This window comes from Clostridium novyi NT (genome assembly GCF_000014125.1).
Lineage (GTDB): Bacteria > Bacillota > Clostridia > Clostridiales > Clostridiaceae > Clostridium_H > Clostridium_H novyi.
This window is the reverse complement of the sequence record NC_008593.1, coordinates 2,036,346-2,060,325: the sequence shown is the minus strand read 5'-3', so window position 1 is coordinate 2,060,325 and position 23,980 is coordinate 2,036,346. Positions and strand designations below refer to the sequence as shown.

Genomic DNA, 23,980 nt, shown 5'->3' with positions numbered 1-23,980 from the left:
CCCTTAGAGAGGTGTAGGAATGTCAAAATATGATGATAAAAAACAATTAAAGTGTTCATTCTGTGGCAAAAGTCAAGAACAGGTAAAAAGATTAATTGCAGGACCTGGAGTTTATATATGTGACGAGTGCATAGATTTATGCTCTGAAATTATAACAGACGAATTTGAAGAGAACACTCAAGTTGATCTTAGTTCACTTCCAAAGCCAAGTGAAATAAAGAATTATCTTGATGATTATGTTATAGGTCAAGATTCTGCTAAAAAAGCTCTAGCTGTTGCAGTATACAATCATTATAAGAGAATAAACTCAGATGTAGATGTAGATGATGTAGAACTTCAAAAAAGTAATATACTTCTTTTAGGTCCAACAGGTTCAGGAAAAACTTTACTTGCACAAACTTTAGCAAGACTTTTAAATGTTCCTTTTGCTATGGCAGATGCAACAACATTAACTGAAGCAGGATATGTTGGTGAAGATGTAGAAAATATACTTTTAAAATTAATACAAAATGCAGATTATGATATAGAAAAAGCTGAAAGAGGTATAATCTATATTGATGAAATAGATAAGATTGCTAGAAAATCAGAAAATCCTTCAATTACAAGGGATGTATCTGGAGAAGGAGTTCAACAAGCTTTATTAAAGATTCTTGAAGGAACAGTAGCTTCAGTTCCACCACAAGGTGGAAGAAAACATCCACATCAAGAATTCATACAAATAAATACTTCTAATATATTATTTATTTGTGGTGGAGCATTTGATGGACTTGATAAAATAATTGAAAAAAGAACAAGAAAAAGCTCTCTTGGATTTGGTTCTACTGTTCAATCTAAAGAGGAAAAAGATATTGGTGAATTATTAAAAGAAAGTGTTCCTGAAGATTTATTAAAATTCGGATTAATTCCAGAATTCATAGGAAGATTACCAATAATGGTAACACTTCAATCGCTTGATAATAGTGCACTTGTAAGAATATTAAAAGAACCTAAAAATGCATTAGTAAAACAATACAAGAAGCTTTTATTAATGGATAATGTTGAGTTAGAATTTGAAGATGAAGCCTTAAAGGCAATAGCAGATGAAGCTATTGAAAGAAAAACAGGGGCAAGAGGTCTAAGATCAATCATAGAAGAAACTATGAGAGATATAATGTTTGATATACCATCTCAATTTAATATAAAGAAGGTTATAATAAATAAAGATACGATAAAAAATAAAAAGCCTGAATTAGTATTAACTGAAGATGGAGAAGATAGACCAGAAATAGTTCAAACTAAACATAAGAGAAAGAGCATGGATCCAGAAACAGCTTAATTAAAATATAATTAATTGAAATAAAAAAAGTTTAGAATTTTAGGAGTTTGTTTACTTAAATTAATAACCTAAATTTCTAAACTTTTTATTTTATAAAAATATAGGGATTTGGAATATATTATTTCCATTTGTACAAAATATAAAAAGGGGATAAATACCTAAAATATGCAAAATAAATGGAGGATAATATGTCAGGATCATTAATTAGTTTCATTAGCTTAGGTGTAACTATTATTATGGGAATATATTTTTTTAATGCTTTAAAGGAACAAGGTAGTAATAGATACACTTTAAGTAAAGAAAATAAAAAAGAAGTTGAAAAACTAAAACAAATGAAGCAAATAAAACTAACTGAACCTTTGACAGAAAAAAGTAGACCAAAATCTTTTAAAGAAATAATAGGGCAAGAAAAGGGAATAAAGGCATTACAAGCAGCTATATGTGGACCTAATCCACAACATGTAATAATTTATGGACCTCCAGGGGTTGGCAAAACAGCAGCTGCAAGAATTGTACTAGAGGATGCTAAAAGTAAAGAATTTTCGCCATTTAGCGAAGATGCTAAGTTTGTAGAAATAGATGCAACCACTGTAAGATTTGATGATAGAGGCATAGCAGATCCATTAATAGGCTCTGTTCATGATCCTATATATCAAGGTGCAGGAGCATTGGGTTCAGCAGGAATTCCTCAACCAAAACCTGGAGCAGTTACAAAAGCACATGGTGGTATATTATTTATAGATGAAATTGGAGAATTACATCCAGTGGAAACTAATAAATTATTAAAAGTTATGGAAGATAGAAAAGTGTTTTTAGAGAGTGCTTATTATAGTTCAGAAAATCCAAATGTGCCTATGCACATTAAGGATATTTTTGAAAATGGACTTCCAGCAGATTTTAGACTTGTAGGAGCTACAACTAGAAGTCCGGAGGAAATGTGTCCTGCCATAAGATCAAGATGTGTAGAAGTATTTTTTAGAGCGCTTAATGCTGAAGAAATAGAAAAGATAGCTGAAGATGCAGTTAAAAAAATAGGATTTACAATAGAAGATAAAGCAAGAGAACTTGTTGGAGAATATTCTACCAATGGAAGAGACGCAGTTAGTTTAATACAACTTAGCTCAGGAATTGCTTTAAATGAAGGTAGAAAAAATATTCAGGTAGAAGATATGGAGTGGATAATAGAAAATGGTCAATATTCTAAGAGACCCGAAAAGAATGTACCTAAAGCTCCAGAGGTAGGTTATGTTAATGGTCTTGCAGTGTATGGTGCAAATATAGGAATACTTATGGAAATAGAGGCAACTGCCATAAAGGCTTTAAGTGAAAAAGGAAGCTTTAAAATAACGGGTATAGTAGAAGAAGAAGAAATGGATGGAAGAAATAAAAAGTTAAAAAGAAAAAGCACTGCAATGTGTTCAGGACAAAATGTAATTACTGTTTTAGAAAATATATTTAAAATAGACTGTAGTAAATATGATATACATTTAAATTTCCCAGGTGGTATGCCTGTGGATGGACCTTCAGCTGGTATAAGTATGGTTACAGCCATTTATAGTGCTATAAAAAAGATTCCTGTTAGTAACAAAGTAGCAATGACAGGAGAAATATCTATTCATGGATATGTAAAGCCAATAGGTGGAGTTAATGCTAAAATAGCTGCTGCAAAAAAAGCTGGGGCAAATATTATAATAATTCCAAGAGAAAATTGGCAAGAAACATTTAAAAATGAAAAAATGGTGAAAATAATACCAGTAACTCATATTAAAGAAGTTATAAGGTTAGCTATTATTTCAGAAGAAGATGAAAAGAGTAGTGATCATATATTAGATGTTAACACTAATATAGATGTTCTTACTGCCGAATCTGCTATTAACTCGTAACAGCTAAATTAATTGAAAAAAAACGATTTTATGGGTATAATAGCATAGTATAAATATTTTTATTGATAAAAATCGATATATAAACATAAAAGAAGTGGGGGGAAATTATGGAAAATAATCAAAAAGTTCTTCCTTTAATTCCGTTAAGAGGTTTAACTATATTTCCTCATATGGTTTTACATTTTGATGTAGGTAGAGAAAAATCTCTTCTTGCAATTGAAGAGGCTATGATGAATGGTCAAGAGATATTTTTAGCTTCACAAAAGGAAGCAAAAATAGAAGAACCAGATGAAAATGAAATTTATAATATAGGTACAATTTGTAATATAAAACAAGTGCTTAAATTACCTGGTGACACAGTTAGAGTTTTAGTTGAAGGGATAAGTAGAGCAAAAATACTTACGTATATACAAGAAGAACCGTTTTTTAAAACTGAAGTTAGTATTTTAGAAGATGTTTGTAGTGATGAAATGGAATGTGAAGCATTAATACGTTCTGTAAAGGATGCTTTCGAAGATTATATAAGATTATCTAATAATCCATCTTCAGAAGTTTTAATAAACATAGAGGAATTAGATGATCCAGGAAGATTTGCAGATGTTGTAAGTTCATATTTAATATTAAAAGAAGCTACAAAACAACAATTAGTAGAAGCTTATGATGTAAACGAAAGATTAGAAAAACTTTTACTAATAATAAAAAATGAAATTCAAGTTTTAGAAATAGAAAAGAAGATAGGTTTAAAAGTAAAAAATAAGATTGATAAATCTCAAAAGGAATATTTCTTAAAAGAGCAATTAAAAGCAATTCAAGAAGAACTAGGGGAAGAAGACGAAAATAAGAAAGAAATAGATGAATATGCAAAAAAGATAAAGAAAGCTAAGCTTCCAAAAGAAGCAAAAGATAAAGCTTTATATGAATTAAATAGATTAAAAAATATAGGAAGTTATTCATCAGAAGGTGGAGTTATAAGAACATATTTAGATTGGATCTTAGATATTCCATGGAATAAAAAGACTAAAGACAATTTAGATATAAAAAGGGCTAGACAAATTTTAGAGAATGAGCATTATGGACTTGAAGATGTTAAAGATAGAATAATAGAATTCTTAGCTGTAAAAAGTGTAAGTAATTCCTTAAAAGGACCTATACTTTGTTTAGTTGGACCTCCAGGGGTTGGAAAAACTTCTATAGCAAGATCTATTGCTAATGCACTTAATAGAAATTTTGTAAGAATGTCATTAGGTGGAGTTAGGGATGAAGCAGAAATAAGAGGACATAGAAAAACCTATGTAGGTGCAATCCCTGGTAGAATAGTTTACTCTATGAAAGAAGCTAAATCTAAAAATCCATTATTCTTATTAGATGAAATTGATAAATTAAGTGGAGACTTTAGAGGAGATCCTGCTAGTGCATTACTTGAAGTTTTAGATACAGAGCAAAATAAAACATTCAGAGATCACTATTTAGAACTAGATTTAGATTTAAGTGATGTTATGTTTATAACTACAGCAAATAGTTTAGATACTATTCCAAGACCTCTTTTAGATAGAATGGAAGTAATAGAAGTATCAGGCTATACAACAGAAGAAAAATTCCAAATAGCAAAAAGACATCTTATAAATAAACAATTAGAGGAACATGGCATAACAAATAAAAAGATATCTTTTTCAGATGGAGCTATATATAAGATAGTAGAAGATTACACTAGAGAATCAGGTGTAAGAAATTTAAATAGAAAAATAGCTACAACATTAAGAAAATGTATAGCAGAAATGTTAGAAAAGAATAAGAAGTCCGTTAACATAACTGCTAATCAAATAAGAAAGTATTTAGGACCAGAAATTTTTTCTTATGATAAGGCAGATAAAAAAGATAGAGTAGGAGTTGTCATGGGAATGGCATGGACTGCTTATGGTGGGGATACGCTTCCATTAGAAGTTACTGTTATGAAAGGTAAAGGAACATTACAATTAACAGGGCAGTTAGGTGATGTAATGAAGGAATCTGGTGAAGCTGGATATAGTTATGTAAGAAGTAATTGTAAAAAGTATGGAATAGATCCTGATTTTTATAAGAACACAGATATACATATTCATGCTCCAGAAGGTGCTGTGCCAAAGGATGGTCCGTCAGCTGGAGTTACAATGATAACAGCTATGGTATCTGCATTAAGCAATAAAAAGGTTAAACATAATGTAGCTATGACAGGCGAGATAACACTTACTGGAAGAGTGCTTCCTATTGGTGGATTAAAAGAAAAAACTCTTGCAGCATTTAGAGCTGGAATAGATACTATAATAATTCCAAAGGCTAATGAAAAAGATTTAAGAAACATACCTAAATCTATTTTAAGCAAAATAAATATTATACCCGCGGAAACAATAGAAACTGTTTTAGAAAATGCACTTGTAGAGGAGTAGAAAGATGATAATTAAAAATTCAGAGTTTATAATATCAGCAGTTAGACCATCACAATATCCTGTTGATAATAGAGTAGAGATGGCCTTTGTTGGAAGATCTAACGCCGGTAAATCATCACTTATAAATGTTATAACTAATAGAAGAAAGCTTGCTAAGACAAGTTCTACTCCAGGAAAGACTAGACAAATAAACTTTTTCTTAATAAATAACGAATTTTATTTTGTAGATTTACCTGGATATGGATTTGCCAAAGTTTCTAAAAGTGAGCAACAAAAATGGGGATCAATGATGGAACAATATCTAATTAACAGACATCAATTAAAGAAAATAGTTCTACTAGTTGATTCAAGGCATAAACCAAGCAAAGAAGATGTTCAAATGTATGAATGGATTAAATACTATGGATATGAAACTATAATAGTTGCAACTAAAAGTGATAAATTAAGAAAAAATGACTTCCAAAAGAATAGAAAGATCATAAAAGAAACTCTTAATATAAGAGATGAAGATAAGTTTATGTTCTTTTCATCTTTAAATAAGAGTGGAAAAGAAGAGTTGCTAGAAATTTTATCAGAAGGCATATTTGAAGAAGATACAATGGAATAGTTATAAATAAAGGATTAAGAAGTAATTTAAAAAAGTAATTTCAAAAATGAAATTACTTTTTTTTATTTTTTTGTGTCAAAAGTGAAGAAAAGTGAATAGTATATATTATCAACAAAAGATAAAAGAGGATGGGCAGAAAGGGGGAGGTAAAGTGGATCTAAACAACTTGGAGGGCGTAAGCTCAATGATAAACAATCTAATGGGCGGATCTGGTATTGAGGGTCTCGGCAACATTGGTAAAGTAGTTGGACTTCTAGGAAATGCAAGTAAAGGAGGATTCCCTGGATTCGGAGGTAGATATATACTACTTCTATTTATATTCCTAATAGCCTTGTTTGGCAATAATAGAAACAACTGCGTAAATACCAATAATAATTACCCACAATATTCATGTTATTGTTATAAACACAAAGACCATAAAGACCACAAGAAGAATTATTGTTGTTGTAGCTGCTATCCTAACGATAACTGTTGCTATAATTCCTATGGAAATGGCTACGGTAACTTTGGCGGATTTGGCAATATAATATTTATTGTATTAATCCTACTATTAGTTCGTGGTGGCAGAAGAGCTTGCGATATAGCAGAAGACACTTCAGACGATATCTTCAACTTTGATGCCAGAGATGTTAAAGTAACCGATGAGGAAGTTGAGTGTGTAGATGCGAATGAAGAAGAATAGATTACATTGAAACCATGGCCCAAGAAAGGGGGGTACGTCATGTCAAGAAAATGTAAATGCAATTGTGGTTGTAGTTGCAGATGTGCCTGTTTACCAGTAGCACCTCCAAAACCAGCCCCAATTCCAGTATCAGTAATAGGAGGATCAGGATGTGGTGGATTCGATCCATGTAGATTAGCATTATTCTTATTAATATTAAAAAGAGCATGCATAATCGACCACGAAACTGCAACAATCTTAATATTCTTATTCCTACTTTGCTGTAGCAGAGGATTTGGATCACGCGGTATCTGCGCATAAGAATAGATTGTAAATTTAATTGGAGGGCTTTTATAAGCCCTCTTAATTTATAGAGAGGTGATAATGTGTCAAAACATAGAAAGAGTAAAAAGTATAGCAGAAGTTACGATGAAATAAATGAATACAATGATTATGGATATAATGATGAATACGGAAATCAATATATGAATGGTGAAAATGACAGTGTATTTAATAAATTGTCTTCTATACTAGGAAATATAGATATAAATCAAATAACCTCTCTTTTAAATGTATTAGGTGTTATAGGTAAAACTAGTGGTAAATCAGTTGCAAAAAATGATGAAGAAAATAGTAATAAAGAGAGCGATAATTCATACGATAGTGATATAAATATATTTGAATTAGTTAGTCAAGCTAAAGCTGTCAATGATATGATAATGAATGAAAACGCTGAAATTTATAATGACGAGAATAATAAAGTAAATAATGAAGAAGTAGATAATGAATATTTGGAAGTTAAAGAAGACAATAATAAAAGAAGTAAGCATGGAAAAAAGAAATCACATAAAAATGAAGAAAGTAAAAGAGAAGAAGAAAAAGAAAAAGTAAACTATGATAATTCTGAGAATATCTATGAAAATAATTTAAAAGAGCATTCGGATGATCCTATAGTAGTATTGCTGAGTGCTATGCAGTCACTAGTAGTTGAGGACAAAGCTAGGATAATAAATAAGATATTAGAATTATATGTTGATGGGAAAATATAGGTGGGTAAATTATATAAACTTCCAAGTTGGGGAAGTTTATATTTTTAACCTAAAATGGTTACAGTACATAAATAAGTGGAAAAAAATAAAAATAAAATAGTATATATGAATAAATTTTAATGGATGGGTTAGTATATATAGTGTACAAAGGAGGAGTAACATTTTTTATAAGTTACCCTTCACTAGTGCTAAAACCCCCCCATCCCCCTTTTGATTGGGACCGCTAAAGCGGTCCATTTTTATTTGGGTAAAATAATTTTTAGTTTATTAATTGAAAGGAAATAATTTTATAATAATATTTTTCGGGGCAGTTTTTGCATCTCAGAAGATTGATTTTTAATGTATAGTTTTTAAGTTTATTAGGAGAATCTATAGGATTTCCTTTAAAGTTTAAAGTCCACTCTATATTTGTTGCTTCACCGGAATTATCTGATTGTGTATCTATAAAAAATGCATCTTGAAAAACATAGTTATTAGCATACCCGGCTAAGTTAGGAAGAAGATCAAGAGAAGATAAATCTATTCCTTCATGAAATATATTTTCATTGGTTGGCATATATTTTCCGTTCATAGAAGTTATTATATTTATAAAACATAAAATAGTGTCTTTTCCCATAAATGTATCCTTAATATCACTAGAGTATTTCTCAAGTTTATTATCTATAAGCATATAATTTTCAAAATAATAGCTATCACCATATACTTTTGCAGAAAGTATTTTTGGTGTTTTATTATTACTACAATCTATAAATCCTAAAATATTATTATAGCTACAAAATATATCTTTAAATTCATTATCTTTATAGGCAAAGATATGCTGTAGTGATACATTATCTTGAGAAGATTGAACAAATATTTCTGGTATATTATTTCGAGAAATATCCTTTAACTTTACTCGAATTGGCCAATAGGGATAGTTAGTACCCAAAGTCGCAACCTCTTTATTTGGTTTAAGATTAAATGTATTTTTAGATGTGTTTATTTGAAGCTGATATCTATTATTTTTGTTGGTCAATATGTAAAGCGTATCATCTTTACCATCTCCATTAAGGTCGGATTTAAAATTTTTAATATTAGAATTTGAATTAAAAGTTATATAAGATGACTTTCCGCTAGATAATATAGAAAATGCATAAAATATTAGTATAGCTAAAATAAAGAGAACATAATAGATATGTTTTCTTTTAAAGAAAAGAACTTTTAATTTCAAAATAATCACCTCCTTTTAATAATGTTTATGAGGAAAGTGATTAAATTATTTATAAAAAAAGAAACGGTGTTTACCGTTTCTTTTGGAAATATTATTAAATTTAAACATTCATTGCAGTATTAATGGGTATTTGTATTACAGTTTTTACATATACCATAAAAATATACTTTACTTGATAACACGTTATAATCTGTATATTCTGATGCTGTATCGTTTAAGTTGTCAAAAGTAACTCCAACAATGTCATCTACGCTTCCACAAGAAATGCATTGAATATGTGGATGAGAAGAAGTATTTGCGTCGTATCTAAAATTACCTTCACCTACGTTTAATTCTTGAATTAAATTAACTTCTACTAAAGTTTTTAGAGTTTTATAAACAGTAGCTAAACTCATAGTAGGATAAGTTTCATGTAATGCATTATATATAGTCTCAGCTGAAGGATGTTTTTTTGTAGAACACAAATACTTATAAACTGCAATTCTTTGAGGCGTTAGCTTTAATTTTTTTTCCTTAAATGTGGCCTTTATAGTATCCATAATGCCCACCCTTCTTAATTATATGAGTTAATTAATATTATATAATAAAAATTATTACTTGTCAATAATTCTTATATACATAAAAATATATTTTAAATCAATAAAAGTATTTTAAGTGATTTTTATACATATATAATCTTAAATGCTAAATATACTTATAGAAAAGGAGGGAGTGCGCGTTGAAAAAAACATATGTTTTAGATACTAATGTAATTTTATATTCACCACGTTCAATATTGTGTTTTGAAGATGCTAATGTAGTTATACCTGAAGTTGTTTTAGAAGAATTAGATGCATTAAAGAAAAAGCCAGGAGAACTTGGAGCAAATGCTAGAATGGCTGCCAGAATACTTGATGAATTAAGAATTCAAGGAAGCTTAATTGAAGGAATAAAATTGCCTAATGGTGGGAAGTTAAGGGTAGAAGTAAATCATCATAATATTGAAATTCCACCTTATTGGGATAAAAGTAAGGCTGACAATAGAATTATTCAAGTTTGTAAAGGCTTAAAAGAAAGAGGAGAAGATGTTTATTTAATTACAAAAGATATATTTGAAAGAATAAAAGCTGATACTATTGGTATAAATACGAATGATTATTATGAAAAGGTTGTACCAGAATATGACAATCAATATACTGGACGAATTTCAGTATATACGTCATCTGATAATATAGATTATTTTTATAAAAATAAATACTTAGATGTGAAACAGTTAAAGATATATGTAGATAAGTCTAAAGAGTATAAAAGTCCTGAGCTATATGTAAATGAATTTATTATAATGCATTCTTATGAAAATGCTAAAAAAACTGCATTAGGTAAATATGATGGACAAAAAATAGTGCCTTTAACTTATAAAGAGACTATTCCTATGGGGATATTGCCTAAAAATGTTGGTCAAAGATTTATGCAAGAGGCATTAATGATAAGCGCAAGAGAAGTTCCACTGGTTATTATAAAGGGACCAGCAGGTACTGCAAAAACTTTATTTTCTTTAGCTGTTGGACTTCATAAAATTTTAGAACAAGATAGCAGTGAATATAGGAGAATATTAGTTTGTAGACCTAATGTAACTATGGATGAGGAAATAGGATATTTGCCAGGAACGGAACAAGAAAAAATAGCTCCATATATGAGACCAGTTTTAGATAACTTAGAAATATTAATTGATTCTGATGAAAAAGAAAGATATAAAGATGAGAACGAATTAAATGATAAGATTAGGGAATTATTTGATAGAAGGATAATTACTACAGAAGCTGTAGCCTTTTTAAGAGGAAGATCCATCGTTAAAAATTGGGTGATAATAGATGAAGCTCAAAATTTATCTCCAAAGCAAGTGAAAGCCATTATAACTAGAGTTGGAGAAGGAAGTAAACTTATATTAATTGGGGATCCGGAGCAAATAGATCAACCATTTTTAGACTATAGATCAAATGGACTATGCTATGCTTCAGAAAGAATGAAGGGAAGTAAGTTATGCTGTCAAGTAACACTAAAATATGATGAATGTGAAAGATCAAAACTTGCTTATGATGCTTCAAAACGATTATAAAAGTATACTATACAAAATAAGTATTTACATTACTTGGAAAAAGAATGTATAATTGTATTAATTGATTGGTAAAAAATGAAAGATGAAACCATTAAATAATATAGGGGTGAAATCATTGGCAAAGCATGAGAAAAAGAGGAACGGTAAAAAAGTTATATTAAGCATATTTATGATTTTTTTAATTATTACTATGGCAGTATGTGGATATCTATACTGGGGATTTAGAAGCAATACTTATGTAAAAAATTATGGAAATGATGATGAGAGAAATTATGAAGAAGTTGATGGCATAAGCAATATTCTCTTAATTGGAAATGATGCTAGAAGCTTAGATGAAAAATCAAGATCAGATGCGATATTGATTCTTTCCATTGATAATATAAATAAGAATTTAAAATTGGTTTCTATTATGAGAGACAGTTATGTTGATATTCCTGGATATGGTGAGCAAAAAATAAATCATGCTTTTGCCTATGGTGGAGCAGAACTTTTAAAAAATACTATAGAAAAAAACTTTAATTTGAAATTACATGATTACGGAATAATAAATTTTAATGGTTTTCAAGAATTAGTAAACTCTATAGGGGGTCTCGATGTAGATGTAAGTGAAAAAGAACGTGTTGAAATGAATAAATTTATTCCAGAGGTGAATCCTAAAGATCCTCATTTAGTAAAAAAAGCTGGACTTCAGCATTTAGATGGACAGCAGGTATTAAGTTATTCAAGAATAAGAAAAATTGGTAATGGTGACTATGATAGAACAGAAAGACAAAGGGAGGTTATATCTCTTATTATAGATAAATTGAAAGATACAAATGTTTTAAAATATCCAATGCTTGCATCAAAGCTATTTCCATATGTGAAAACTAATATGGATATAACAGACATATTAAATTATGCATATACAGTATATAAAATACAAAATTATAAGCCACAGCAAATGTTAATACCAGTTCCAGAGATAACTTCTCCTAAAGTATTAGGAGATAAGGGGTGGGTTGTGCTTATGGATATAAAACAAAATGCACAAATCATGCATGATTTTATATTTCAAGACAAAATGTACAACAGTAACAATTTAGATTATGATTCATTTAAAAGAGCTATGGAAGAGTATAAAAGAGATGCTAATAATAGCACTAAACCTACAAATATCAAACAAGATATTTTTGTTAGAGAAGAGGAAAAAAATGCTTATGAGACTAAAATAGATATAACTAATAAAGAGACCAAAAAACAGATAAATAAATACAAGTATAAAAATAATATAAAAGTTAAAGAAAGCATAAACAAAAAAAATAATAACAATAATATCTCAAAAAATAATTCTAAAATTAGTGAAAAAATAAATAATAAAAGTAATATTAAATATAAAGATAATAAAATAAAAAATAATAACAAAAATGATATTAAAAACAATTTAAAAACTAAGGAAGATAAAAATATTGATGATAACACGAAAAAAGAAGATATTTTAAGTAAAGAAGATAATAAAGAAGATAATCATACTAAAAAGGAAAATAATGAGGAAAATTTTAAAATAAATAAAGATAATAACTAAAAATACCGATTATAGTAAAGAATAAAAGTTAAATATATGTAAAGTTTTTATGTCCCCCAAAATTTAAGTTTGAAAAACTTCAGATTTATTGTAAAATATAATTTAGGTCAATTAAACGATAAATACTGAAAAAGGATGATTAATAGATGAAAACTGTAAAAAACCAAAGCAATAAGAAGGGAAAAAGAAAATTTTCCTGGAAATTGTTTGCAGCCTTTATTGTTTTTGAGTTTGTATTTACTGCAATAACAGGGCCTTTTATGCTTTATTATGGTCCATTTAAAAATGCAAGGGATACCATGGTAGGAGCAGCAATGACCACAATGACTCATCAATGGATAGCCACAACTTTTTTATCAAATGAACGTATTAATGAAATTTTAAACAAGAATAAGGTACAAGATATATACCAAGATGGATTAGAAAATGATGAAATAAAAATAAATAGTAGACACGATGATACAATAGAGAGATATGATATAGATGGAAATACTTATAGGGGTTACCTTTTAGTAATTCATGATCCTACACGTGTTAGAGTAGGACACAGTAGTAAACTGCCAAGAGTTGGTGAGACCACAAGCAAAATTGCAAGAAACTATAAAGCTGTAGCAGCAGTAAATGCTGGAGGTTTTACTGATGAGTCTGCAAATGGACAACAATGGGCAGGTAATGGAGGACAACCACAAGGTATTATAATGTCCAATGGAAAGACTATTTATGATGAATATAAGAGCGAAAAAGAATTTAAAAAACATGATATTGTAGCTATGACTAAAGAAGGTATGCTTTTAGTAGGAAAGCATACACTTCAAGAAGTTAAAGAAAAGAATGTTACAGATATGATTTCTTTTGGTCCAGCATTAATAGTTAATGGAAAGAAAACTATTAAAAATGGTGATGGTGGATGGGGTAAGGCACCTAGAACCGCAATCGGTCAAACAAGAGACGGAAGTATATTGTTATTGGTACTTGATGGTAAACAAGTAAAGAGGTTAGCTGCTACTTTAAGAGATGTACAAGATGTTCTATATGAATATGGAGCAGTTAATGCAAGTAACTTAGATGGTGGATCATCAACTACTATGTATTATGAAGGTAAAGTTATAAATGAACCATCAAATGCATTAGGAGAACGTTCAATACCTTCAGTTATATACGTTGAACCTTAAAGGAGAGAAATTATGAAATCAGTAAAAAGAATAATTGCATGGATTTGTGTATCTTTAGGAGTGCAAATAGCTGTATTATATTATGTTGATACATATTTATTTTCCACAGAAAATGTAAGTAGCAAAATTGTATCTACAAAAGTAGAAGACAATAAGAAAAATAGAAAAAGTGATATAAATATAGAAGTACCAGAAAATGCTGAAAGAAAAGCTTTATCTTGTGATGGGCAATATTTAGCTTATATTGAAAATGACAGATTAAAGATAGTTGATACTTATAGTGGCGATGAAGAAAATATAGAATTACAACAAGGGCTTCATATGTCATTTTATAAATGGGCTCCTGACAGAAATATATTGCTTATAGCAGCAAGTAAGAAATCAGAGGAAAAATCTAAGTTTATATTCTATTCTTATGATGCTGAAAAAGGTGAAAAAGAAAAGTTACAAAATAAAAATGGAGAAGAAACATGTTTTACAGCTCCAAGAGGAACGGAAGTTAAAGACATAGAATTATCTCCATTTACGAATATGATATATATAAAATCAGGATTAGCAGGTGGAAAGAGCGAGCTTCATAAAATAAATATCATGCAAAAACTAAATAAAGTAGAAACAAAAATTGATATGATTGGAGATATAAAAATAATACCTAATGATGACAGTATTGCTTATGAATCTGTAAATCAAAACAAGGTATATATTACGGGATGCCAAAATCCTATAAAAGTTGATGGAGTAGATAAGGTTTGTCTTGTTGATGTGGACGATAATGATATTATTTATGTAGGTGAAATTGAAACAAGTTCGGAACAAGAAACCTTTAAAATAAAAAATATTTATCGTGGAGTTATGGAGAAACCACTTTTGGCAATGAAGCGTAAAGATACTGACAGAGACAAAGAAAAAAGTGGGGAAACAAAACACAAAGGAAAAAATAAAAATACTAGTACATCAAAGAAAAGAGAATCAGTAAAAGAAAGTAAACCTAAGATGAGAGAAAATATATCTTATAAATGGGATAGAATAGCCTTAGATAAAAGTGTGGACAAGAAGGATATATTTATATCAAGAGAAGGAAAAATATATATTAATGATAACTTAAAGGGTATTGTTATAGAATTAGGTTCCAATACAGAAATTAAATATAAAGGAACATTCCTTCAGATGTATGATGGTGGTATAGCTTCAATTAGTGATGGAAAATTAGTAGAAACTTTATTAAAATAAGAAAAAAATCTCCGAAAATTAAAGTCGGAGATTTTTTGATATGTTGTTAAAATAATTAATATTTTGATATAATAAAAAAATATTATAAAGATAGGAGAAAATTAATGTTTAGTGGTCAAAGTTTTTTACAATCGGTATTAAACATAATATTAATGATACCGTCAATATTAATAGCCTTTACGTTTCATGAATATGCTCATGCATTGGTAGCTTATAAGTTAGGAGATGATACTCCAAAGCATCAAGGACGACTTTCCTTAAATCCGCTTGTGCATATAGATATTATAGGGTTTTTAATGCTTTTATTTTTAAATTTTGGTTGGGCAAAACCAGTTGAAACTAATCCTAGAGCATTTAAAAACTATTATAAAGATGATTTAAAGGTGTCTATAGCTGGAGTAATAGGAAATTTAGTTGCAGCATTATTAGCATCAATAATCTTAGCGGGGTTAATAAGTATTAATAATAAATCGGATTCAATGGTAATAATTATAAGTATGATTATTTACGTTATTGAAACTAATTGTTTATTAGTATTCTTAAATTTATTACCTATCCCTGGATTTGACGGGTTTCATGTGTTAAGAGATTTATTTCCTAAATTTTTTTATGAGATTGAGGAGAAGTTATACACATATAGATACATGATTTTATTAGTTCTTTTAATACCTATTCCAGGATTAGGTGGTTCTATTATTAATTTTATTTTAGATGTTCCAGCTGAAAAACTTACAGATTTATTTATGAAAATAACATATGCAATTTCAGGTATACAATAATTAACTATACACATTTTAAGGAGGAAAGTTATGAGACTAAGAAAAAAGTGGTGGGCAAGACCAGAATTAGAAGCAAGTCCTATTTTTAAGTCTCTTGATGAAGCTAGAGAACTAAAGGGAAATTGGAAAGATGAATTTAAAAATAATAATGATATATATTTAGAGCTTGGTTGTGGTAGAGGTGGATTTGCTGTGCAAGCTGCAAGTAAATTTAATGACAAAAACCTAATTTCCATAGACCTTAAAGATGAAGTTTTAGTATATGCACTTAAAAATATAGTAGATGCAGAACTTGAAAACGTAAGACTTGTTGCAATGAATATAGGAATGATAGCAGAAATATTTGATGAAAATGAAATCAGTAGAATATATATAAACTTCTGTAACCCTTGGCCAAAGGATAGACATAATAAAAGAAGACTTACTCATACAAGATTTTTAACTGAGTACAAGAAATTCATAAAGCCAGGTACAGAAATTCATTTTAAAACAGATGATTTAGACTTATTCAATGATTCTTTAGTTTACTTTGAGGAAAGTGGTTTTGAACTATTATACAAAACATACGACTTACATAACAGTGATTATGCAGATGAAAACTTAATGACTGAATATGAAACTAAATTTAAAGAAAAAGGAATCAAGAGTAAATTTTTAATAGCTAAGTTAAAATAATAAATATTTGGTCGTAAGTATAGAATATAAATCTAAACTTACGACTTTTTTTCGTATATAATATGAAAGTGGAGAATAGTGTTTTATATTTAAATTAAAATATATAATATATATTAATATAGGAGAGTGTATATTGTGGAAAATAACAAAGGATATATACAAATATATACTGGAAATGGTAAAGGAAAAACTACATGTGCATTAGGGCTTTCACTTAGAGCGGTATGTGCAGGCCAAAAAGTTTTCTTTGGTCAATTTGTTAAAGGTATGAAGTATAGTGAGCTTGATGCTATTAAATATTTACCTGGATTTAAAATGAAACAGTACGGAAGAGATTGTTTTATATTCAATAAACCATCACAAGAGGATATAGATATAGCAAAAGAGGGATTAAAAGAAATAGAAAATATATTAAAAAGCGAAGAGTATGATATTGTTGTACTTGATGAATTAAATATAGCTATTTACTATAATCTTGTGTCATTAGAGGAAGTAATTGATATTTTAAAAAATAAAAATGAAAAAATAGAAGTAATAATTACGGGAAGATATGCAAGAGAAGAATTAATAAACCTAGCAGATTTAGTTACAGAAATGAAGGAAGTAAAGCACTATTATAAAAAAGGTGTAGAAGCAAGAGTGGGAATAGAAAAATAAAAGTATTAAAAAACTAAGGTGGTAATCATATGAACTTTGTAGGTAAAAGTGTTTTAATTACAGGAGGAAGCAGAGGAATAGGAAAAGCAATAGCTTTAGAATTTGCTAAAAAAGGAGCTTCTGTAATCATAAACTATAAAAATAATGATAAAGCAGCAGAAGAAACTTTAAAAGAAATAAAAGAGAATGGTGGATATGGAGACTCTATAAAAGGTGATGTTAGTAGTTACAGTTTTTCCAGGGAAATGATAGATTATGTTGTAAATAAATTTGGAAAAATAGATGTTTTAGTCAATAATGCAGGAATATCTAAAGTAGGACTATTTATGGATATGACAGAAGAAGATTTTGACTCTATGATGGATACAAATTTAAAAGGAGTTTTTAATACATGTCATAATGCTATAAAGTACATGATTAAAAATAAAAGTGGAAGCATTATAAATATATCATCTATATGGGGTGGAGTTGGAGCCTCTTGTGAAGTTATATATTCTGCATCAAAAGGTGGTATAAACTCATTTACAAAAGCGCTTGGAAAAGAAGTTGCATCATGCGGTATAAGAGTAAATGCAATAGAACCCGGAGTTATTGATACAGAAATGAATAAGTGGATGAGTAAAGAAGAAAGAAAAGCCTTAGAGGAAGATATACCTATGATGGAATTTGGTTCTGGAAGTGATATAGGGAAAATGGCTGTTTTTTTAGCTAGCGATGATTCTAAGTATATAACATCTCAAGTAATAACTGTAGATGGAGGATATTTATAATATTAATATTTAACAATAGGAGGAAAGAATATGAAGAAATTTAACAAAGGGTTATTTCTAGGTATTATCATTTCTATAATGATGATATTTACAGCATGTAGTGGAAGTAGTAGCACTGGAAATAATGCTTCAAAAGGTAAGAATTCAAAAAATAGTTCATCATTAGCATTAAAAAAATCAGCTAATGAATCAACAAGTGTAAATCCTAAAGATATCAAAGGTGATTTAAAAGTACATTTTATAAATGTAGGACAGGCTGACAGTATACTTATTACAGAAAAAGACCATAGCATGTTAATTGATGGTGGAAATAATGCTGACGGCACTATGGTAGTTGATTACTTAAAAAAGATGGGAATAAAAAAATTAGATTATGTAGTTGGAACACATCCACACGAAGATCACATAGGTGGACTTGATAATGTAATAAATGCTTTTAACATAGGAAAGATATACATGCCAAGTAAGATGAATAACACAAAAACATACAAAGATGTTATAACAGCTATAAAAAATAAGGGTATGAAAATTACATTACCAAAGCCAGGAGATACATTTAAACTAGGAGATGCATCATGCACAATAGTTGCACCTAAAGCTAATAAAGATTATGAAAGCGTAAATGATTATTCAATTGTAATCAAATTAACATATGGAAAAACAAGTTTCCTATTCACTGGAGATGCAGAAGCACTTTCTGAATCAGAAATACTACAAGGTGGATATGACATTAAAGCAGATGTATTAAAGATTGGACATCATGGAAGTAGAACATCTTCTACAGATGCATTTTTAGATAAAGTTTCTCCTAAATATGCAGTTATATCTTGTGAAAAAGGAAATGACTATGGACATCCACATAAAGCTACAATGGATAAATTAAAATCAAGAAACATACCAGTTTATAGAACAGATGAAGCTGGTACAATAGTTGCTACAAGCAATGGAAAAGAAATTGGTTTTAATGTTAAATCAGGAAGCTATAACTACAGTGATAATAACAAAGGAAAATCAGCTTCTAGTGAAACACCAACACCTGTAATACAAAAGAATGCAAATAACAACTTAACAAATAACGTTGGTAACATTAACAAAGGAACAACATATAAAAAAGATAACAATACAGGAAAAACAACTGTGGCTAAAAAAACAGTAAATAATACATCAAAGAAAACTGTGGTTAAACAAGTAAGTGGACAAGGAAAAATAAAAGGTAATATAAACAGCAAGGGTGAAAAAATATATCATGTTCCAGGAGGCGCATTTTATAATAAAACAAATCCAGAAGCATGGTTTAATACAGAAGCCGAAGCACAAGCAGCAGGCTATAGAAGATCTAAGAGATAGAAAAATTTAGTTGAATAATATACATTAGTGTGTTAGACTAGTAAGATAAAATATAATAGAGCGATATTGGTGTCATGGACATATTTTCGAATGAAAGTTTGATGAATCTATTGATGTGATAAAAAGTCGCCATTTAAAAGAGGAGAGTTTAAAATGGAAGATAAGACTATAGTATGTAAAGATTGTGGAAGTGAATTTGTATTCACTAAAGGAGAACAAGAATTTTACAAAGAAAAAGGATTCGAAAATAATCCAGTAAGATGCCCAGAATGTAGACAAAAAAGAAAACAACAAAGAAATAACAGAAACTTCAATAGATAATTCAAAGTAGACTAAAAAGGAGCTGAAAATCAGCTCCTTTTTTTATAAATTTCATAAAAAATAGAAAAAACATTCAATAATACCGAAATTTATCTTATAATAAAAGTGAGAATACATTTTAAAGTAAAGGAGAATAGTCATGAAGTTTTTTAATTCGATAAAGAAAATGGTTTTAAGAAAACACGAAGATGAAATACAAAATACTGAAAAAATAGATAACACAGAATTGGGAGTGCTTACTAAAGCTGTAAATTTTACTTTGGACAACTATAGAAAATCTATTGATAAAATATCAAAACAAGTTACTAGTGCAGAATTTGAAAATGATTTTTATAATTATAATTTAAATATTAAGAAAATTGAGGATATTGATGTAGATATAAAAGAAATCAAAGAAGAAATCAATACAATCAATAAAAATAATATTCAATTAAGAGAAAGTATAAAGTCAATAAGTGAAGAAATATTATCAAAAGAAGTATCACTACAAAAAATGCGCAATGAAGAAAATAAATTAAAAGTAAAGTTGAATTCAAATGAACTTGATGATGAAGATAAAGAAGATATTAAAGAAGATATATCCAATGTAGTTCAATCTATAAAAAAACTAGAAGAAAAAATAATAAATGAAAAAGTAAAAGTAGATGTAAGTACAATGGATATAAGAGCCAACGAAGAAAGCATAAACAACAAAAATAAAGAAATTCAAAATAAGAAAAATGAAAGATTGTGTTTAATGACTTTAAGTTATTCATTAGATGAATGTTTAAAATTTGCAGAAGAAATTAAAGAAAAAACTCCATTTATTCAATACTGTTTTCAAGGATTAATTGACTATGCCAATAGAGATTATAACAATGCTCTAAATAATTTTGATAGTTATTTCAAAAGAGAAGAAGAACCATATGAAAATTACTACATAAGACAGATATACTCAAAACTTTTAATAGAAAATAAAAGATATGAAGAGGCTAAGCAATACGCAATGGAAGCTTTAAAAGATAAGCCAGAAGAAGTTGAAATTCATAAGATTTTATCTAAGGTTCATGAAGCATTAGGAGAAAATGAAGAACAAGCATTAGAAAACTCTATTGTTTCTATGTTACAAGGATAAAAGTATAAAGGGAAGGAGTGATATTTATGAATATAGAAGAAAATATGTATAAACATAAATTAGAAGATGAATGTTTAAAAAATATGAAAAAAGCAATATTTTGTGAAGATACATTTGCAAGTTATCATGAAAATTTTATAGAAGAATCTATAAGACCAGATTTAGTTGGAAAAAATCTAAAGGTTACAGATAAACAATTACCTTATATTCATAATATGGTACAGGAAATGAGCAGTATTTTAGGAATAAAAGAACCTGAAGTATACATATATGAAGGGACTAATTATGATGTCCATGTTCAAGGGGTAAATAGGTCATGGATAGAGATATCTGCAAAAACTGTTGAAAACTTTTCTAAGAATGAATTGAAATTTTTAATAGGATCTCAACTAGCTCATATAAAAAGCAAGCATATATACTGGAAAATATTAATGGAGCAATGCATTAAGGCACCTAAATTAATTGAGAATGTTTATAATGAAGGAATGGCTGGAATTGCAAATGAAAGACAGATTTTACAGATGGGGCTAAAAGTAATAATGTATAAGTGGAGTAGAGTGGCAGAGTATTCTAGTGATGCTTGTGGATATCTTTTAGTTGGGGATATTGAAGCGTGTATAAGTGCAATAAAAAAGGTTATATTCAACAATGACTTTATATCAAATAATGTTAACTTGGGAGAATATCTAAAACAAGCTGATTTACTAGAAAACTACAATAGCGTCATGGCTAGGTATTCAAAATTGGATGAACAAATTCCATATGGTCCGCTTAGAATTAAGGAGCTTTTAAGATTTGTATCTTCAAGTAAAGCAAAAGAAGTGAGAAAGAAAATGAGACTCCTTAATTAAAAAATATATTTTAATATAAAAAGAAACAAGCTATATAAAAAGAAATAAAAAAATATAGAAGATATTTAAGATTAAAATATCTTCTATATTTTAGCTAAAATTATTAAAAATTATTTTCCGTAGTATTTCATTACCTTTTTAACATAGTCCCTTGTTTCAAGAGGAAGTCTACATATTCCACTTTCATCCTTAACGCCTCTTCTTCTTAGAGTACCACATCCAGCGTTATAAGCAGCTAATGCCATTTTTTTATTGTTACCGTATCTATTTAGCATATCTTTTAAATGACGAGTTCCACCATCTATATTTTCCTCTATATCATAAGGATTTTTTACATGTAGGTCTTCACAATTTACAGGCATTAATTGCATAAGTCCCATTGCCCCTGCGTGAGATACACATTTAGGGTTAAAATCTGATTCTTGTTTTATAACTGCCATTATAAGATCTTTGTCTATTCCATATTTTCTTGAGGCATTTTCAACAGCTTTATCAATTGTTATATTTCCTGATTTTACAGAAGATTTTACGTCTTTTCTGATATTTTGAACTCTTTCTTTAGCTGCATAACCAAGACTAGTCATGTCTTCTTCATTAAGGGAGAGCTTATCTAAAAAATTATCATCATAGTTATCTAAACCAGCATTTAATAAACTTTCCATTGCTACTTGAAATGCTGGTGAATCTCCGGCAGCTTGTTTAAGCATAGTAGTCATTAATTGAAACTTTAAAAATTCTTCTATTTTAGAATTATTTATTTCCATAATTTCACCAACCTTTTATTATACAAAATAGTATGTATTTGTTTTTTATCGTAATAATATGCTTTAATCTTTAGGGGGATAAAGTTAATATAAGAATAATAATTAAAAAATTTAATATATATGACAATAGTTGGATAGTATAAAGTATATACGCTTTTAAATAGTGAGACTTTTTTAAAAGTTGTAAAAATTGTTTGAAGGAAAAGTAAAAAAAAAAGCGAATTATTTATAGTACAGTATAAGTTTTAGTTTTGGTAAGATTTTATTCAAATTTATGTATTAGAGGAGTTGAGTATTATGATTAAAGTAAAAAACAAAGAAATCATTATAAAAAAAGGCGATATTACAAATGAATCCTCTGATGCCATAGTTAATCCAGCTAATGGTATGTTGAAGCATGGCGGTGGAGTTGCTGCTGCTATAGTAAAAAAAGGTGGACGTGAAGTACAAGAAGAAAGTAATAAAATAGTTAGAAAAGAAGGAATAATTCCAACTGGTGGAGCAGTTATAACTAAGGGATATAATTTGCCTTGTAAATATATTATTCATGCTGTAGGACCTAGAATGGGTGAAGGAGATGAAAAATTAAAGCTTAAAAATGCTGTTCTAAGTGCATTATGTTTAGCAGAACAACATAATTTAAAGTCAATATCAATACCAGCTATAAGTTCAGGAATATTTAGATTTCCTAAAGATGAATGTGCCAAAATATTAATAAACACTTCAATAAAGTTTTTACAAACAAGTGCTAAAAGTCTTAAAACTATAGTTATGTGTAATTTAGATGATAAAACGTATGAAATATTTTTACAAGAAGAGAAGGAAATATTAAAAGAAAAAAATATATAGTAACAAATAATATATTCATTATAAGAGCATAGAGTTTTATGATTATCTAAGTATATAAAAATATTAAGTTGTATAAGAATAGAATTATAGTAAAAAAGCAGCAGGAGTAAGCTGCTTTTTAAAATGAAGAAATACATATAATATTTTATATATTTTAAAAGAAAAATAAAGAAAATTAAATATAATTTTCAATAATTAATAAATATGTAGTTAATATATTATTTTACAAATTATAAATATATGTTATAATATAGATTGTCCAATGCATAATAAGCAATTATTTGGGGGTATAGCTCAGTTGGGAGAGCACCTGCCTTGCACGCAGGGGGTCAAGAGTTCGAATCTCTTTATCTCCACCATTATGGGTCTATAGCTCAGCTGGTTAGAGCGCACGCCTGATAAGCGTGAGGTCGATGGTTCGAGTCCATTTAGACCCACCAATTAAATATTATTATGCGGGTATGGTTCAATGGTAGAACGTCAGCCTTCCAAGCTGAACACAGGGGTTCGATTCCCCTTACCCGCTCCAAATAAAAACAACTTCAATATTGAAGTTGTTTTTTTATTTTTATTTTTGTTATAATTTGCTAATATATTAGTGTATAAAGTAAACTATAAAATGTATTATTGAAAATAAAAATAAGAGG

At 28.7% G+C, this 23,980-nt stretch carries 23 protein-coding genes and 3 tRNA genes; 23 read left to right on the top strand and 3 right to left on the bottom strand.

Features of this window, described 5'->3' with window-relative positions; translation table 11 throughout:
* Window positions 1-19 precede the first annotated feature (19 nt).
* The 7 genes from clpX to NT01CX_RS09455 all read left to right on the top strand — a co-directional run bounded on the left by clpX (window position 20) and on the right by NT01CX_RS09455 (window position 7,938).
* A complete protein-coding gene (gene clpX / locus NT01CX_RS09485) occupies window positions 20-1,315 on the top strand; it encodes an ATP-dependent Clp protease ATP-binding subunit ClpX (protein WP_011722846.1) in 1,296 nt (431 codons plus the stop codon).
* A 188-nt stretch (window positions 1,316-1,503) separates the two neighbouring features.
* Complete coding sequence (gene lonB, locus NT01CX_RS09480; RefSeq protein WP_039243160.1) at window positions 1,504-3,198, top strand: ATP-dependent protease LonB; 1,695 nt, start codon at window positions 1,504-1,506, stop codon at window positions 3,196-3,198.
* A gap of 107 nt (window positions 3,199-3,305) precedes the next feature.
* Complete coding sequence (gene lon, locus NT01CX_RS09475; RefSeq protein ID WP_011722844.1) at window positions 3,306-5,621, top strand: endopeptidase La; 2,316 nt, start codon at window positions 3,306-3,308, stop codon at window positions 5,619-5,621.
* 4 nt (window positions 5,622-5,625) lie between these two features.
* Window positions 5,626-6,228, top strand: coding sequence for a ribosome biogenesis GTP-binding protein YihA/YsxC (gene yihA / locus NT01CX_RS09470; protein WP_011722843.1), 603 nt, complete (start codon window positions 5,626-5,628; stop codon window positions 6,226-6,228).
* Between the two features lie 166 nt (window positions 6,229-6,394).
* Complete coding sequence (locus tag NT01CX_RS09465; RefSeq protein WP_223316927.1) at window positions 6,395-6,910, top strand: hypothetical protein; 516 nt, start codon at window positions 6,395-6,397, stop codon at window positions 6,908-6,910.
* A 39-nt stretch (window positions 6,911-6,949) separates the two neighbouring features.
* Window positions 6,950-7,210 (top strand): hypothetical protein, encoded by a 261-nt coding sequence (locus NT01CX_RS09460; RefSeq protein WP_039227239.1) that lies wholly within the window; start codon window positions 6,950-6,952, stop codon window positions 7,208-7,210.
* Between the two features lie 65 nt (window positions 7,211-7,275).
* Window positions 7,276-7,938, top strand: coding sequence for a hypothetical protein (locus tag NT01CX_RS09455; RefSeq protein ID WP_011722841.1), 663 nt, complete (start codon window positions 7,276-7,278; stop codon window positions 7,936-7,938).
* Between the two features lie 259 nt (window positions 7,939-8,197).
* On the opposite strand, the gene NT01CX_RS09450 is transcribed toward NT01CX_RS09455, so the two are convergent.
* Window positions 8,198-9,157: an FG-GAP repeat domain-containing protein gene (locus NT01CX_RS09450; RefSeq protein WP_011722840.1), complete on the bottom strand. Its 960-nt coding sequence runs from the start codon at window positions 9,155-9,157 to the stop codon at window positions 8,198-8,200.
* A gap of 110 nt (window positions 9,158-9,267) precedes the next feature.
* Window positions 9,268-9,687 carry a Fur family transcriptional regulator gene (locus NT01CX_RS09445; protein WP_011722839.1) on the bottom strand — a complete coding sequence of 140 codons (420 nt, stop codon included), beginning with the start codon at window positions 9,685-9,687 and terminating at the stop codon, window positions 9,268-9,270.
* Between the two features lie 179 nt (window positions 9,688-9,866).
* Between NT01CX_RS09445 and NT01CX_RS09440 the strand changes: the two genes are divergently transcribed.
* From NT01CX_RS09440 to NT01CX_RS09385, 12 genes are all read left to right on the top strand, one after another.
* Entirely contained in the window at window positions 9,867-11,243 is a 1,377-nt protein-coding gene (locus NT01CX_RS09440) for a PhoH family protein (RefSeq protein ID WP_011722838.1), read from the top strand.
* A 169-nt stretch (window positions 11,244-11,412) separates the two neighbouring features.
* The gene (locus tag NT01CX_RS09435; protein WP_242648485.1) at window positions 11,413-12,804 is read left to right on the top strand and encodes an LCP family protein; all 1,392 of its coding nucleotides are present in this window, start codon (window positions 11,413-11,415) and stop codon (window positions 12,802-12,804) included.
* Window positions 12,805-12,950: 146 nt separating this feature from the next.
* Window positions 12,951-13,976: a phosphodiester glycosidase family protein gene (locus NT01CX_RS09430; RefSeq protein WP_039226866.1), complete on the top strand. Its 1,026-nt coding sequence runs from the start codon at window positions 12,951-12,953 to the stop codon at window positions 13,974-13,976.
* 12 nt (window positions 13,977-13,988) lie between these two features.
* A complete protein-coding gene (locus NT01CX_RS09425) occupies window positions 13,989-15,206 on the top strand; it encodes a hypothetical protein (protein ID WP_011722835.1) in 1,218 nt (405 codons plus the stop codon).
* A gap of 104 nt (window positions 15,207-15,310) precedes the next feature.
* Window positions 15,311-15,985 (top strand): site-2 protease family protein, encoded by a 675-nt coding sequence (locus tag NT01CX_RS09420; protein WP_011722834.1) that lies wholly within the window; start codon window positions 15,311-15,313, stop codon window positions 15,983-15,985.
* A gap of 30 nt (window positions 15,986-16,015) precedes the next feature.
* Window positions 16,016-16,660, top strand: a complete 645-nt coding sequence (gene trmB, locus NT01CX_RS09415; RefSeq protein WP_011722833.1) for a tRNA (guanosine(46)-N7)-methyltransferase TrmB — start codon at window positions 16,016-16,018, stop codon at window positions 16,658-16,660.
* 135 nt (window positions 16,661-16,795) lie between these two features.
* The gene (gene cobO, locus NT01CX_RS09410; RefSeq protein ID WP_011722832.1) at window positions 16,796-17,317 is read left to right on the top strand and encodes a cob(I)yrinic acid a,c-diamide adenosyltransferase; all 522 of its coding nucleotides are present in this window, start codon (window positions 16,796-16,798) and stop codon (window positions 17,315-17,317) included.
* 29 nt (window positions 17,318-17,346) lie between these two features.
* Window positions 17,347-18,087 (top strand): elongation factor P 5-aminopentanone reductase, encoded by a 741-nt coding sequence (gene ymfI, locus NT01CX_RS09405; RefSeq protein WP_011722831.1) that lies wholly within the window; start codon window positions 17,347-17,349, stop codon window positions 18,085-18,087.
* 30 nt (window positions 18,088-18,117) lie between these two features.
* Window positions 18,118-19,434, top strand: coding sequence for a ComEC/Rec2 family competence protein (locus NT01CX_RS09400; RefSeq protein WP_011722830.1), 1,317 nt, complete (start codon window positions 18,118-18,120; stop codon window positions 19,432-19,434).
* A 153-nt stretch (window positions 19,435-19,587) separates the two neighbouring features.
* Window positions 19,588-19,755, top strand: coding sequence for a zinc-ribbon domain-containing protein (locus NT01CX_RS09395; RefSeq protein ID WP_011722829.1), 168 nt, complete (start codon window positions 19,588-19,590; stop codon window positions 19,753-19,755).
* Window positions 19,756-19,894: 139 nt separating this feature from the next.
* Window positions 19,895-20,869: a tetratricopeptide repeat protein gene (locus NT01CX_RS09390; RefSeq protein WP_011722828.1), complete on the top strand. Its 975-nt coding sequence runs from the start codon at window positions 19,895-19,897 to the stop codon at window positions 20,867-20,869.
* Between the two features lie 26 nt (window positions 20,870-20,895).
* The gene (locus NT01CX_RS09385) at window positions 20,896-21,720 is read left to right on the top strand and encodes a M48 family metallopeptidase (RefSeq protein WP_011722827.1); all 825 of its coding nucleotides are present in this window, start codon (window positions 20,896-20,898) and stop codon (window positions 21,718-21,720) included.
* A 110-nt stretch (window positions 21,721-21,830) separates the two neighbouring features.
* Here NT01CX_RS09385 and NT01CX_RS09380 read toward each other — a convergent pair whose 3' ends face one another.
* Complete coding sequence (locus NT01CX_RS09380; RefSeq protein WP_011722826.1) at window positions 21,831-22,484, bottom strand: lytic transglycosylase domain-containing protein; 654 nt, start codon at window positions 22,482-22,484, stop codon at window positions 21,831-21,833.
* A gap of 297 nt (window positions 22,485-22,781) precedes the next feature.
* Between NT01CX_RS09380 and NT01CX_RS09375 the strand changes: the two genes are divergently transcribed.
* From NT01CX_RS09375 to NT01CX_RS09360, 4 genes are all read left to right on the top strand, one after another.
* Window positions 22,782-23,333, top strand: coding sequence for a macro domain-containing protein (locus NT01CX_RS09375; RefSeq protein ID WP_011722825.1), 552 nt, complete (start codon window positions 22,782-22,784; stop codon window positions 23,331-23,333).
* 283 nt (window positions 23,334-23,616) lie between these two features.
* Window positions 23,617-23,692, top strand: a tRNA-Ala gene (locus NT01CX_RS09370).
* Between the two features lie 4 nt (window positions 23,693-23,696).
* Window positions 23,697-23,773: transfer RNA gene (locus tag NT01CX_RS09365), tRNA-Ile, on the top strand.
* 15 nt (window positions 23,774-23,788) lie between these two features.
* Window positions 23,789-23,862, top strand: a tRNA-Gly gene (locus NT01CX_RS09360).
* Window positions 23,863-23,980: the final 118 nt, after the last annotated feature.

Excerpts from the sequence above, each read along its gene's own strand:
- lon (WP_011722844.1), top strand. The coding sequence starts at position 3,306 with ATGGAAAATAATCAAAAAGTTCTTCCTTTAATTCCGTTAAGAGGTTTA.
- ymfI (WP_011722831.1), top strand. The coding sequence starts at position 17,347 with ATGAACTTTGTAGGTAAAAGTGTTTTAATTACAGGAGGAAGCAGAGGA.
- lonB (WP_039243160.1), top strand. The coding sequence starts at position 1,504 with ATGTCAGGATCATTAATTAGTTTCATTAGCTTAGGTGTAACTATTATT.
- NT01CX_RS09375 (WP_011722825.1), top strand. The coding sequence starts at position 22,782 with ATGATTAAAGTAAAAAACAAAGAAATCATTATAAAAAAAGGCGATATT.
- NT01CX_RS09385 (WP_011722827.1), top strand. The coding sequence starts at position 20,896 with ATGAATATAGAAGAAAATATGTATAAACATAAATTAGAAGATGAATGT.
- NT01CX_RS09400 (WP_011722830.1), top strand. The coding sequence starts at position 18,118 with ATGAAGAAATTTAACAAAGGGTTATTTCTAGGTATTATCATTTCTATA.
- trmB (WP_011722833.1), top strand. The coding sequence starts at position 16,016 with ATGAGACTAAGAAAAAAGTGGTGGGCAAGACCAGAATTAGAAGCAAGT.
- NT01CX_RS09395 (WP_011722829.1), top strand. The coding sequence starts at position 19,588 with ATGGAAGATAAGACTATAGTATGTAAAGATTGTGGAAGTGAATTTGTA.
- NT01CX_RS09390 (WP_011722828.1), top strand. The coding sequence starts at position 19,895 with ATGAAGTTTTTTAATTCGATAAAGAAAATGGTTTTAAGAAAACACGAA.
- NT01CX_RS09425 (WP_011722835.1), top strand. The coding sequence starts at position 13,989 with ATGAAATCAGTAAAAAGAATAATTGCATGGATTTGTGTATCTTTAGGA.
- NT01CX_RS09445 (WP_011722839.1), bottom strand. The coding sequence starts at position 9,687 with ATGGATACTATAAAGGCCACATTTAAGGAAAAAAAATTAAAGCTAACG.
- NT01CX_RS09420 (WP_011722834.1), top strand. The coding sequence starts at position 15,311 with ATGTTTAGTGGTCAAAGTTTTTTACAATCGGTATTAAACATAATATTA.
- clpX (WP_011722846.1), top strand. The coding sequence starts at position 20 with ATGTCAAAATATGATGATAAAAAACAATTAAAGTGTTCATTCTGTGGC.
- NT01CX_RS09430 (WP_039226866.1), top strand. The coding sequence starts at position 12,951 with ATGAAAACTGTAAAAAACCAAAGCAATAAGAAGGGAAAAAGAAAATTT.
- NT01CX_RS09460 (WP_039227239.1), top strand. The coding sequence starts at position 6,950 with ATGTCAAGAAAATGTAAATGCAATTGTGGTTGTAGTTGCAGATGTGCC.
- NT01CX_RS09435 (WP_242648485.1), top strand. The coding sequence starts at position 11,413 with ATGATTTTTTTAATTATTACTATGGCAGTATGTGGATATCTATACTGG.
- yihA (WP_011722843.1), top strand. The coding sequence starts at position 5,626 with ATGATAATTAAAAATTCAGAGTTTATAATATCAGCAGTTAGACCATCA.
- NT01CX_RS09380 (WP_011722826.1), bottom strand. The coding sequence starts at position 22,484 with ATGGAAATAAATAATTCTAAAATAGAAGAATTTTTAAAGTTTCAATTA.